Here is an 11,802-nt window from a genome sequence, read left to right on the forward strand (position 1 = left end):
GAGTGCATATGCACCCGGATCCTCTATGCATTATCAAATTCCATTATTGTTCTGAGCAATGTTTCCAACCCGGCTTTCATGCCCGATTCATCAATATCGAACTTTGGATGATGATGGGGGTAGTCAGCGCCCAGTTCACTGTTGCCGACACCGGTATATACGTAAGCGCCTGGCCTGTTCTGCAGGAAGTAGGAGAAGTCCTCGCCGCCCATGGACGGAGGATTTTCCTCTGCCGTCTTTACATATGCCGCATCCCTGACCGCACTGACGACATGCCCGACCTGCGCATTGTCATTGAGGAGGGCAGGGTAGCCGTCGCTGTATTCCACGGTGCACTGCACCCCGAAGCTTGATTCGATCCCTCTGGCGATGTTTTCGATGCGGTTCTGCACCTGTTCCTTGACTTCCCTTTCGAAAGTACGGACTGTCCCCCGGATTTCCGCAGTATCCGGAATGACATTGAACACCGAGCCGCTGTTGAACGTGCCTACTGTGACCACGGCGGATTTCAGCGGATCCACGGTACGGGATACAATGGACTGGAGCTGCTGGATCAGGGAGGCTGCCGCGACTACCGGATCGATTGCGTCATGGGGTTCCGCCCCGTGGCCGCCCTGGCCCTGTATGATGATATTGAATGAATCCGCATTGGCATATGCATAGTCATATGTATATGACAGTGTTCCGACAGGATAGTTGCTTGAGACATGCTGGCCGAATACATAGTCAATACCATCCAGAGCCCCGTCTTCGACCATCGCACGGGCACCGCCCGGCAGCATCTCTTCGGCATGCTGGTGGATGAACACCACATTGACCGGCAGCTCCTCTTTGTGATCCGAGAGGATGCGTGCGGCAGTGATCAGCATCGCCGTGTGGGCATCGTGTCCGCATGCATGCATGGCGCCGTCAATCTGTGATCTGTAGGGGACATCCTTCCCGTCCTGGATCGGCAGCGCATCAAAGTCGGCACGGAGACCGATTGTTGGGAAATTATCATCCACATGGAGTCTTGCGACGATGCCGTTTCCTCCGACATCCCTTCTTATATCAAAGCCAAGGTCCCTGATCTGGTCGTATATATACTGTTTCGTATTTTCCTCCTGGAATGAAACCTCGGGATACATGTGCATATGGCGTCTGATCGCCACCATATCTTCGTACCTTGCTTCTATCTCTTTTGTTATGTCCATCATCAATTCGTCTCCTTCTCAAAAAACTTAAACACGGAATTCAGCATGACAGAGACCGCATTGACCAGACCTTTTTCGTCGATGTCGAAATTGGAGTGGTGGTGCGGATAATCCGCTTTGAAATTCGGGTTGCGCGTCCCTGTGTAATAAAAGGTCCCCGGTACCCGCTCCAGATAGTAGGAGAAATCCTCTCCCCCGAGATCCGGTTCCAGCCCGATCGTCTCCCTGACGGTCGAAATCTCTTTTGCGGCTGCGAGCACAATGTCCGTCTTTTCCTCATCATTCACAACCGGCGGATAGCCTTTCATGTAGTCCAGGTCATATGAGATGCCGGTGGTGGTCACCAGACCTTCCAGGCATTTCTTCAGTTCTGTAATCATCACTTCCTGCGCCTCTTTTGTGAACGTGCGGATCGTTCCGCCCACTGTTACGACATCCGGAATCACATTGTGCTGATGACCGCCCTCAAGCATGGTGATGGACAGGACGACAGGCTCCATGGGTTTCGACTTCCTCGTCACCGCATACTGCAGCTGATTGCAGAATGAGATGGCGGCAGCCACGGGGTCTATTGCGACATGGGGTTTGGATGCATGTGCCCCGCGGCCGTGTATTTTGACCGTGAAGTCATCCGGCATGCCGGTCGCTATGCCGTATTTATAGCCGATGGTGCCGACGTCAAGGCTGCTCGTCACATGCTGTCCGAATATCGCATCGACACCGTCGAGGCAGCCGTCCGCAATCATCTGTATCGCGCCGCCCGGATCGACCTCCTCGGCATGCTGGAAGATGAAGACGATGTTCCCCGTAAGGGACTCTTTGTGCTGTGCCAGTATGCGTGCTGCCGTCAGCACCACTGCAGTATGGGCATCATGTCCGCATGCATGCATGACTCCCGGCACGGTCGATTTATACGGGACATCCTTGGCATCCTGTATGGGCAGTGCATCAAAATCCGCCCTGAGGGCGACCGTCGGCAGCGCCTCGTCGATGCGGAGCCGCGCGACGACACCCCGTCCGCCGATGCCCTCCTGGACATCAAGACCGAGCTCCCGCAGGTACTCTGCGATGTATGCCGGCGTCTGCACCTCCTGGAATGAAAGTTCCGGGTACATGTGGAAATGTCGGCGCAGCCGCACCATCTCGTTATAATTTTCCTGTGTCAGTTTTTCAATGACGTGTGTTTCCATTCGATCACCTGCTCGATTTCAAGTATTTTCATGAACATGGTCAGCCCGTTGACCATTGCGTCTTCATCCAGATCGAACTTGGGATGGTGATGGACAAAATCACTCAGCTTTTCATGGTTGCCCGAGCCGGTGAAGAAAAATGCGCCGGGACGTTCATTGATGAAGTACGAGAAGTCCTCGCCGATCATCAGCGGCTTCGATTCTTCGAACGCGATGCCTGCCTCCCCGGCCGCCTGGCGAACGATTTCCGCTTCCGCGTCGTGGTTGATGACCGCCGGATAACCGAAGTTGTAGAGGACATCTGCTGTCGCGCCGCGTTTCTCAGCCGTAAGAGACGCTTCCCTGTGGAAAATGTCATGTATCATCTCTTTCGTTTCCTGCTTGAATGTGCGGACTGTGCCCGTAATGGTTGCGGTATCGGGTATCACATTGAAAGCATCCCCGGCCCGAACCTTGCCGACAGTGACCACCGCATTATCGAGCGGGGCGACCTGTCTGGCAACGGTCGTCTGCAGGCTTGTGATCAGCTCTGACACAATGACGATCGGATCGACCGCATTATGCGGATGAGCTGCATGCCCGCCTTTGCCCCGGATGGTGATCTCGAAATAGTCCGGGCTGGCAACAAGCGGTCCCGGCTTCGTCCTGATGACCCCTGTCGGATACTGGCTCCAGTAGTGCTGGCCATACACTTTATCGATGCCTGTGAGCACGCCGTCCTCCACCATGGAGATGGCGCCGCCCGGCTGTACCTCCTCGGCGAACTGGAAGAGGAAGGAGATGCTCCCTTTCAATGAGTCCCGGTTGTGGTAGACAGTATCCAAAAGAGCGAGCAGAGTGCTTGTATGGGCATCGTGCCCGCATGCATGCATCACACCTTCCACGGTGGACCTGTAGGGTACATCCTTCTCATCCTGGATCGGGAGGGCATCGAAGTCAGCCCGTATGGCAACGTGCGGATGCGGCGCATTGCTTAGTGTTGCGAGCAGGCCGCCGCCGCCGACATTCTCTTTTATGGAGAGTCCGGGGTATTTATTCAGACGTTCCAATATGTATTTATAAGTCTCTTTTTCATGAAACGATACTTCGGGGTGCATGTGCATATAACGTCTCGTTTCAATCATTTCGGGCAGAATGGATTCCGCCATTTCTTTTATATCCATGACTTTCGCCTCCATAAATCGTATTAGATAATTTTATCAAATTTTCGGAGTTTTATAAACATTATAGTTCGTCATCTTTCAATTATAAGACGCTGTCCACTTGTGATATGATAAGGAAAAGAGGAGGCGATTTGGAATGTCTAAAATTTTGGACGAATATCTTACGGAGAACCTGCAGGAATTGAAAGACAACGGATTGTATAATGAGATCAATGTGGTCGAAGGCGCCAACGGTCCTGAGATCACGATCGAAGGGGAAAAAATGATCAACCTTTCTTCCAACAACTACCTGGGGCTGGCGACAGATGAAACGCTGAAAACAGTGGCGAAGGAAGCGATCGATTCCCACGGTGTCGGTGCAGGGGCGGTCAGGACGATCAACGGCACCCTCGACCTGCATGTTGAACTGGAGAATAAGCTTGCTGAATTCAAGGGGACAGAAGCGGCTGTAGCATTCCAGTCCGGCTTCAACTGTAACATGGCAGCAATCCAGGCGGTCATGAACAAGGAGGACGCAATCCTGTCGGACGAGCTGAACCATGCATCAATCATCGACGGCTGCCGTCTGTCACGTGCGAAGATCATCCGGGTGAACCATTCTGATATGGACGACCTCAGGAAAAAGGCGAAAGAAGCTGTCGAGTCCGGATTATATAAAAAAGTGATGTACATTACGGACGGCGTCTTCTCAATGGACGGCGACGTTGCATTGCTGCCGGAAATCGTTGAAATCGCCAAGGAATTCGATCTGATTACTTATGTGGATGATGCCCACGGTTCAGGCGTGATGGGCAAAGGTGCAGGTACCGTGAAGCATTTCGGCCTGCAGAACGATATCGATCTGCAGATGGGTACACTGTCCAAAGCGATCGGTGTGGTCGGCGGCTACGTTGCCGGGTCACAGGATCTGATCGACTACCTGAAAGTGGCGGCGCGTCCGTTTCTGTTCTCGACTTCTCTGACGCCGGGAGACACCCGTGCCATCACGGAAGCGGTACAGATGCTGATGGATTCCACAGAACTGCATGACAGGCTCTGGGAAAACGGGGACTATCTCAAAAAGGGCCTCAAGGAACTCGGCTTTGACATCGGCAATTCCGAAACGCCGATCACACCGTGCATAATCGGCGATGAGAAGACGACGCAGCAATTTTCCAGCCGTCTCATGGAGGAAGGGGTATATGCCAAATCCATCGTCTTCCCGACAGTGCCCAAGGGTACGGGGCGTGTAAGGAACATGCCGACGGCTGCACATACGAAAGAGATGCTCGATGAAGCACTCCGCATCTACGAAAAAGTCGGCAGGGAACTCAATGTAATCTCATAAAACGAAGGAGTACACAATGGAACGAATTATTATAACAGGGGCTCTCGGTCAGATTGGTACGGAGCTTACTTTGAAACTGAGAGAGAAATACGGTGAGGAGAACGTCCTGCCGACAGACATCAAAGAGCCGGAAGATGAACAGCTGAAGGGGAAGCCGTTCGAAATACTGGATGTGCGGGACATGGATCGCCTGGTGGAAATTGCCCGTGATTTCAAGCCGGACACAATCATGCATATGGCTGCACTGCTCAGTGCAACATGTGAGAAAAATCCCCAGCTTGCATGGGACATCAACATGGGTGGCCTTGTGAACGCATTGGAGCTTGCCAGGGAGTCCGGACTGAAGTTCTTCACGCCGAGCTCGATCGGAGCATTCGGCCCTTCCACACCCAAGGAAAACACGCCACAGGTCACTGTACAGCGCCCGACGACGATGTACGGGGTGAACAAAGTCGCCGGCGAACTGCTGTGTGACTACTACTTTGAAAAATTCGGCGTGGACACCCGCGGGGTAAGGTTCCCGGGGCTCATTTCACATGTCAAGGAGCCGGGCGGGGGAACGACCGATTATGCCGTGGAAATCTATTTCGAAGCAATCCGGAACGGCAGATATACATCCTACATCGACAAGGATACGAACATGGATATGATGTATATGGACGATGCGGTTGATGCAATCATCGACCTGATGGAAGCGGATGGTGCAAGGCTTGAGGACCGCAACGCGTTCAACGTGACGGCGATGAGCATCAACCCTGGAATGGTCGCGAATGAGATCAGGAAGCACATACCGGAGTTCGAACTGGACTACGATGTCGACCCTGTGCGTCAGGGCATCGCCGAGAGCTGGCCGAATGCCATTGATGCAAGCCAGGCAGTTCGCCAGTGGGATTTCGAACCGAAATACAATCTTGCCAGAATGACGGAAGTCATGCTGGAAGCGATAAGAAATAAGGCATAAGAAGGCTCTGAGCCTTCTTATTTTTCTAAAACTGGGAGGCAAAATGACGCGTGTAATCCTGTTTGATAAAGATGGAACGCTGCTGAACTATCAAAAAATCTGGACGCCTTATGCCAAACGGGTCATCCAGGAGTTTGCAGAGGAATTCGACAGGCATGATATCAAGGACGAGCTCGCTTATGAGCTCGGACTGATCGACGGTGAGATTGCCCCGAACTCCATACTTGCGAGCGGCACCGGCGAGATGATCCAGAATCACTTTGAAAAATATGAATCCGGCGCGGCCGCCTGGATGCGAAAGCATTATGAAGCGAGCCTTAAGGAGATACTGGACAGCATGGAACTCATCGAAGGCTCGCGGGAAATGCTCGAAAAATTGCAGGATGACGGTTTTGAAAATGTGATTGTGACGAGCGACAGCCGTGAGAGTACGGAATATTTCGTGGAGAAATTCAATCTCCACCCGCTGATCAAAGACATCGTGGCGGGTGACGACGTCCCTCATTATAAACCCGATATCCGCATGCTTCAGCCCTTCATGGACCGGCACGGCTACGATGTTCACGACATGGTGATGGTCGGTGACAACAGGTCCGATACGATGTTAGGCTATGAGGAAGGCCTCCGGACGATCGGGGTGCTCAGCGGGACATGCCGTGAGCGGGATCTGGAAGGTGCCGACATCATCGTCGAAAGTGTGGGAGAGCTGTATGAGAATGGTGAATTCATCATGGGAGAAGGCTGCAGATAAAATGCATGAGGAATTCATGAGGGCGGCCATTGAGGAAGCGAAGAAAGCAGAAGCGATCGGTGAAGTGCCGATCGGTGCCGTTATCGTACATGACGGCGGGATCATCGCCCGTGCACACAACAGGCGGGAGACTTCGCAGAATCCGCTGACACATGCGGAGATCATCGCAATAGACGCTGCCAGTGAGAAGATGGGATCATGGCGGCTTGAGGAGTGCACACTGTATGTGACGCTGGAACCCTGCGTCATGTGCTCGGGCGCCATCGTGATGAGCCGCATCCCGCATGTCGTCTATGGGGCAAAGGACCCTAAGGGCGGTACGGTGGAGAGCCTCATGCATCTGCTTGACGAGCCCCGGTTCAACCACCGGGCGCGCATCACAGCCGGTGTGCTCGGGGAAGAGTGCAGCAGCATGCTCACTTTATTCTTCAGGAAATTGAGGGAAAGGCGTAAAAGAAGAGCGGAAGATTAAATTTTCTGATAAAATGGAATCAAAACAGTATAAGGGAGTTTTAGAAGGCTTATGGTCAAACTGATCGCATTGGATATGGATGGGACCTTGCTGACCCCGGATCATGATATCAGCGGGCGGACAAGGGAAGCGATAGAAAAGGCAATGGACAGAGGAGTGCAGGTGGTGATTGCCACCGGCCGTGCATTCTATGAAGCCCACGGCATCATCAGCAAACTGGATATGAATGTGCCGTACATCTGCCTGAACGGCGCTGAAGTCCGTAACGAATCCAGCGAAATCATGTCGACTTCAGCTCTGAATTCGGAACTTATCGATGAAGTGTCCGACGTATTCAAAGCCGAGGGGATATTCTACCAGGTCTATACGGACCGGGCGATATATACGACAAGTATTGAAAGGGATATAGAAGTATTCATCGACCTGTCCGAACAGATGGGACAGAAAGCGAATGAAACCCGCATCCGGAAGTTCATGGAAGAACGGCTGGAGCGCGGCACACTCGTTGAAGTGGATGACTACAAGGCGATCTTCGAAAGAGGGGACGAGAACGTCCTCAAGTTCCTGGCGACTTCATCAAGCCGAGCGAAACTCGTCAGGGCGAAAAACGAACTCAATGAAATCGGGAACCTCGCCGTGTCGTCATCGTCTGCCGGAAACATCGAGCTCACCCATGAAAATGCCCAGAAAGGGATCGCCCTCGAACACATTGCGGAAATCATGGAAATCGACATGAAGGATGTCATGGCGGTCGGCGACAACCTGAACGATATTTCCATGCTCAAACGCGTGGGCCATTCCGTCGCCATGGGCAATGCCGCTTCAGAAGTCAAAGGCATCGCGAATAAGACCACAAAGACGAACATGGAAGACGGCGTCGCCATCGCCATCGAGGAAGTACTGGCAGAAATGGCCCGCCAGGAAGCGGCTGCTGCATCGGCCTCGGATTCCGAGAACGGGACGGGCGCTTAAAAAATATTACAGACTGTGAAACGGACGGCCCCCTTGTGGATATTGGGGAGTCGGTCCGTTTTTTTGTGTTGTGGCGGGCCGTGCCGTCTCTTCGATTGGCGATCGTACATCTCAAAGAGGCTAATCACGTCTGCGAATAAAACCCGTATACCAATCGATGATAGGGGAAGCGGCTTTAATGAAATAATCATCTCTCCGGATTTAATTCCAGAGCCGTGCCTTCATTTGAATCTTCTTCAGCCACTGAAGTATTCGCCTCTTCTGTCTCCTCGGTTTTTGCTTCCTGGTACATTGTTTTCGATGCACGAATCAGTTTTTTATTGAAGAAAACCATGGCGATTGAGATGATCATCATCGCTGTAATCATGTTGATTGCCCAGTATATTTCAAGGTCGTAGAGGTAACCGTAGATGATTGCACCGAGCGGCATGATACTCATGGCGAACAGTGAGATGGTCGAAAATACACGTCCTTTAATATGCTGCGGGATGACGAGCTGCATAAACACACCGAGCGGGACATTGATGAACTGGAAAGTGACGGTGAATCCTATGCCGACGAGACCGATCAGTAACATGTTGGGCAGCATGCCGAGTCCGAGGTGGAGTGGCGCCAGGAATAAGATGCAGAGAACTGCCATTGCGAAGAACCCCCGTTTCATGATTAGAAATGGGTTATTGAACTGTCTGATTCTGGCAACAGTGATGCCACCGACGAGCACACCGATTCCTGCAATTGCATTCACCACACCGACTGTTTCAGGCTGGAATTCGAGTTCATAGATCATCATCTTTTCGGGAAATATTGAAACGATGCCAGTAGTAAAATTGATGAGTGCTGCAATAATCAGCAAAGATCTGAACACTTCACTTTTGAATATGAAACTGAAACCTGCCCTGATGTCTTTTTTAAATTTATTAAAGCCTGTTTCTCCATGGTCATTCTCTTCATACATTTCTTCCTGATAATACAGATCGAATCTTAGCAGGAAGTCGAGAATAGTCGACAGGAAGAAACCGATTAGAAATATCAGGATGAGGTGGTTGAACGAGAGCAGGCCGAATAAAACCCCGCCTAAAATCGGTCCGAGAATCACAGTGGATGACAGAATGGCAGAAGTGTACCCCATCACTTTCTGCACCCTGTCTTTATGAAAGAGTTCGGTTATCGATGTCTGAAAGGAGTTTGAAACAAAAGGTTCAATCAATGAATTCAAAAATGTAACTATATAGATTGCAGCGAGATTGATGTCAAAGAAGATCGTATAGACGAAAAGTCCGAGGATCACAAGCGTATTCAACGTTTCCCCGGTGATGATAATCTTTCTTTTATTGCCAAGATCACTGAGAAGTCCGGAAAAGGGCAGGAGTGCAACGGTGACTATTAATGAAATCGCCATGTTGATTGAAAAGTAGAGTGCGGATCCCGTTTCGTACATGATGTAATAGCTGACTGCGAACAGATAGATATAGCTTCCCACACTGAGAATAAACCGACTGAGTACATATACGAAGAAATTTAGACGTTCCTGAAGCGGTATTTTGCTGTCAAAAATCATATTACCATCCCTTTGTTTAATATAATTAAACTTAGTGTAATAAGAAAGACATTGCTTGTCAAGTTAAAGTTTAATATAATTAAACATATAAGAATGGAGCTGAAAGAATGACACTGGGTGAGCGGATTAGAAGTTTAAGAAAATCAAAAGGAATGACTCTGGTAGATCTCGCTGGAAACGAAATCACTAAAGGGATGCTGAGTCTGATTGAAAATGATAAATCGAAACCTTCTATGGAGACACTGCAGTATATAGCGAAGACCCTTGAAGTTTCGATTGGTTATTTGACACAGGAAGGGGATGATGAATGGACTAAAGCGATTCTTGAATACGAAGGTTTTACAGATTCATTCAATTTCCCGTTTGAATTCATAGAAGAGGGAATTCTGCCGAACTTGGATAAAGTGGCACAGAACAGCAATGGTATGGAAGTCTATCATGTACTGCGGGTGTATCACAGGCTTAGAGAGCAGCATGAAAGTGCTGATCAGTACACGGGGAAAATCAATGAATTTTACAAAGGAATGGGCATGGAACATCTAACGGTAAGGAACAAGCTGGATGATGCGGTTTCATTAATGTATAGCAGGGATTATGTAGAGGCTTATTCCAGAATACTTTCGATTGAAGATGATGTGTTGAAGTTTAAGGAATATGATTCGAACATTGAATTGGATTACTTGTATTTTAAAAGTATTCTGGCCGCGAGTGTTGATACAGAAGCACATGCCATGATTGGAAAGGAAGCGATTAAGCTCTCATTTGAACTGGAAAACTTCAAGTATTTTGGATCACTCAACGTAATACTGGGTGTTTATTACCGATATACCGGAAATATGGAAAATGCTGAAATCTACCAGGAGAATCTCAGAAAGTATCTGGCTTTCAATACACAGAAGGCGGACTGGATCGATTACATGGATTTGGAAAATCCAATATCTTATTTTTATATTTTGACGGGCGATAATGAGGCACGTGCTGTGCTTTATGAATCTTACCTATCCAGAGTGGCTGTCTTCCAGGAAGAGCATACGATGAAGAATGCCTCTGCAAAATACTACAAATCGATATTTGAATTGGAACTTACTTATTTTCATGGAAACTATCATGAAGTGGTGGAGCAGTATCATGGCGACATGTACATCAGGCCCATTGCACAACATCCGATCGACCGCATCATCATGGCGGTCCGCTCATGTATATATCCTCTGAGTCTTTATCACCTGGACAGAAAGGAAGAGGCGAGGGCGGAATTTAAGAAAATTGAACAAACGATCGATGATATCAAGGACAGTGTGTTTGCCAAGGAGTTCTATATGATACGGGACATTATCTTTGAAAAATAATATCAATGATCGTCTTTCGATCTTCGATTCGAGATTGTGTACCCGAAAGGACGGTATCATGTCTGCGAATAAAACCCGTATACCAAATCAGCACAAACAACAAACAAAGCTTCAGACAGACCGTAGATAACAGTCTGTCTGAAGCAATTTTTATATTCATGGGGGGAATATCTGGTTTAGGCTGTCTTACGTTCAGGACGGCGGTGGCTGAAGATACGGAATGTACCTTTTTCCAGCGCGGGTTTGATGAAGCGGTCGACTCCCAGGCTGCCGGCTTTGTACCCTGCGGCAATGATGATGACTCCGAGCAGGATGTAGAGCGGGTTTACTGATACTGTGCCTGCAAACAGGAATGAGAAGTTCATGAGCAGTCCGAAGAATGCTGCATAGGCTGTGAAACCGCCGACGATGAGGGCAAGTCCGACCAGAAGTTCACCCCAGGGAATCATCACATTTATCGCAGGTGTCATGGACAGGAAGACATTTTCAACAAGGAATGTGTACCATGGATAAACCGGATTGCCGTCCGGACCGACGACCGGATTCTGTACAGCATTCTGTAAGAACCCTGAGGCGTCGAAGCCTCCTCCCATAACTTTTCCAAGTCCGCTTGTAAACCAGCCGACTCCGAGATAGACCCTCAGGAATAACAGTACGTACTCACTCACTTTGTGCTCCAGCAACTTTTTGATCATTTTGTTTTCTCCTTTCGGTTTTCCGTTCTTTTCTTTGACTTTATTATATGTGAAATATATCACGAAGTCAATATAATTTGTGAAATAAATCTCAATATTTATGTACAAATCATGAACACCATCCATGCAATAAAAAAACAGTCTCCGGATCAAACCGGAAACTGTCTCTTGGGG

The 11,802-nt window shown here is 49.5% G+C and carries 11 protein-coding genes; 6 read left to right on the plus strand and 5 right to left on the minus strand.

Annotation, left to right across the window (positions count from 1 at the left end; genetic code table 11):
• Positions 1 to 23: 23 nt before the first annotated feature.
• Genes WN59_RS04260 through WN59_RS04270 form a run of 3 tightly spaced genes read right to left on the minus strand, consistent with a single transcriptional unit; the run spans position 24 to position 3,546 of the window.
• Entirely contained in the window at positions 24 to 1,196 is a 1,173-nt protein-coding gene (locus WN59_RS04260) for a M20 metallopeptidase family protein (RefSeq protein ID WP_052747259.1), read from the minus strand.
• Positions 1,196 to 2,383: an amidohydrolase gene (locus WN59_RS04265; protein ID WP_046513163.1), complete on the minus strand. Its 1,188-nt coding sequence runs from the start codon at positions 2,381 to 2,383 to the stop codon at positions 1,196 to 1,198. Before WN59_RS04265 ends, WN59_RS04260 begins: the two co-directional genes overlap by 1 nt.
• Positions 2,356 to 3,546 carry a M20 metallopeptidase family protein gene (locus tag WN59_RS04270; RefSeq protein ID WP_017549963.1) on the minus strand — a complete coding sequence of 397 codons (1,191 nt, stop codon included), beginning with the start codon at positions 3,544 to 3,546 and terminating at the stop codon, positions 2,356 to 2,358. The genes WN59_RS04265 and WN59_RS04270 overlap by 28 nt, the downstream gene beginning before the upstream one ends.
• Before the next feature lie 136 nt (positions 3,547 to 3,682).
• On the opposite strand from WN59_RS04270, the gene WN59_RS04275 reads away from it, so the two are divergent.
• Genes WN59_RS04275 through WN59_RS04295 form a run of 5 tightly spaced genes read left to right on the plus strand, consistent with a single transcriptional unit; the run spans position 3,683 to position 8,029 of the window.
• Entirely contained in the window at positions 3,683 to 4,873 is a 1,191-nt protein-coding gene (locus tag WN59_RS04275) for a glycine C-acetyltransferase (protein ID WP_046513172.1), read from the plus strand.
• Between the two features lie 16 nt (positions 4,874 to 4,889).
• Positions 4,890 to 5,834: an L-threonine 3-dehydrogenase gene (locus WN59_RS04280; protein WP_046513176.1), complete on the plus strand. Its 945-nt coding sequence runs from the start codon at positions 4,890 to 4,892 to the stop codon at positions 5,832 to 5,834.
• A 43-nt stretch (positions 5,835 to 5,877) separates the two neighbouring features.
• A complete protein-coding gene (locus WN59_RS04285; protein WP_046513180.1) occupies positions 5,878 to 6,585 on the plus strand; it encodes an HAD family hydrolase in 708 nt (235 codons plus the stop codon).
• Complete coding sequence (gene tadA, locus WN59_RS04290) at positions 6,551 to 7,057, plus strand: tRNA adenosine(34) deaminase TadA (protein WP_046513184.1); 507 nt, start codon at positions 6,551 to 6,553, stop codon at positions 7,055 to 7,057. Before WN59_RS04285 ends, tadA begins: the two co-directional genes overlap by 35 nt.
• 51 nt (positions 7,058 to 7,108) lie before the next feature.
• Positions 7,109 to 8,029 (plus strand): Cof-type HAD-IIB family hydrolase, encoded by a 921-nt coding sequence (locus WN59_RS04295; RefSeq protein ID WP_046513187.1) that lies wholly within the window; start codon positions 7,109 to 7,111, stop codon positions 8,027 to 8,029.
• 187 nt (positions 8,030 to 8,216) lie between these two features.
• On the opposite strand, the gene WN59_RS04300 is transcribed toward WN59_RS04295, so the two are convergent.
• Positions 8,217 to 9,587, minus strand: a complete 1,371-nt coding sequence (locus tag WN59_RS04300) for an MFS transporter (protein ID WP_046513192.1) — start codon at positions 9,585 to 9,587, stop codon at positions 8,217 to 8,219.
• A 107-nt stretch (positions 9,588 to 9,694) separates the two neighbouring features.
• On the opposite strand from WN59_RS04300, the gene WN59_RS04305 reads away from it, so the two are divergent.
• Positions 9,695 to 10,933: a helix-turn-helix domain-containing protein gene (locus WN59_RS04305; protein ID WP_046513195.1), complete on the plus strand. Its 1,239-nt coding sequence runs from the start codon at positions 9,695 to 9,697 to the stop codon at positions 10,931 to 10,933.
• Positions 10,934 to 11,109: 176 nt separating this feature from the next.
• Here the strand turns inward: WN59_RS04305 and WN59_RS04310 are convergent, their stop codons facing one another.
• A complete protein-coding gene (locus WN59_RS04310) occupies positions 11,110 to 11,628 on the minus strand; it encodes a DoxX family protein (protein ID WP_046514299.1) in 519 nt (172 codons plus the stop codon).
• Positions 11,629 to 11,802: the final 174 nt, after the last annotated feature.

Origin of the sequence: Salinicoccus sediminis, from assembly GCF_000986795.1 — a bacterium.
Classification (GTDB): Bacteria; Bacillota; Bacilli; order Staphylococcales; family Salinicoccaceae; genus Salinicoccus; species Salinicoccus sediminis.

Excerpts from the sequence above, each read along its gene's own strand:
- WN59_RS04260 (WP_052747259.1), bottom strand. The coding sequence starts at position 1,196 with ATGATGGACATAACAAAAGAGATAGAAGCAAGGTACGAAGATATGGTG.
- WN59_RS04265 (WP_046513163.1), bottom strand. The coding sequence starts at position 2,383 with ATGGAAACACACGTCATTGAAAAACTGACACAGGAAAATTATAACGAG.
- WN59_RS04270 (WP_017549963.1), bottom strand. The coding sequence starts at position 3,546 with ATGGATATAAAAGAAATGGCGGAATCCATTCTGCCCGAAATGATTGAA.
- WN59_RS04275 (WP_046513172.1), top strand. The coding sequence starts at position 3,683 with ATGTCTAAAATTTTGGACGAATATCTTACGGAGAACCTGCAGGAATTG.
- WN59_RS04280 (WP_046513176.1), top strand. The coding sequence starts at position 4,890 with ATGGAACGAATTATTATAACAGGGGCTCTCGGTCAGATTGGTACGGAG.
- WN59_RS04285 (WP_046513180.1), top strand. The coding sequence starts at position 5,878 with ATGACGCGTGTAATCCTGTTTGATAAAGATGGAACGCTGCTGAACTAT.
- tadA (WP_046513184.1), top strand. The coding sequence starts at position 6,551 with ATGGTGAATTCATCATGGGAGAAGGCTGCAGATAAAATGCATGAGGAA.
- WN59_RS04295 (WP_046513187.1), top strand. The coding sequence starts at position 7,109 with ATGGTCAAACTGATCGCATTGGATATGGATGGGACCTTGCTGACCCCG.
- WN59_RS04300 (WP_046513192.1), bottom strand. The coding sequence starts at position 9,587 with ATGATTTTTGACAGCAAAATACCGCTTCAGGAACGTCTAAATTTCTTC.
- WN59_RS04305 (WP_046513195.1), top strand. The coding sequence starts at position 9,695 with ATGACACTGGGTGAGCGGATTAGAAGTTTAAGAAAATCAAAAGGAATG.
- WN59_RS04310 (WP_046514299.1), bottom strand. The coding sequence starts at position 11,628 with ATGATCAAAAAGTTGCTGGAGCACAAAGTGAGTGAGTACGTACTGTTA.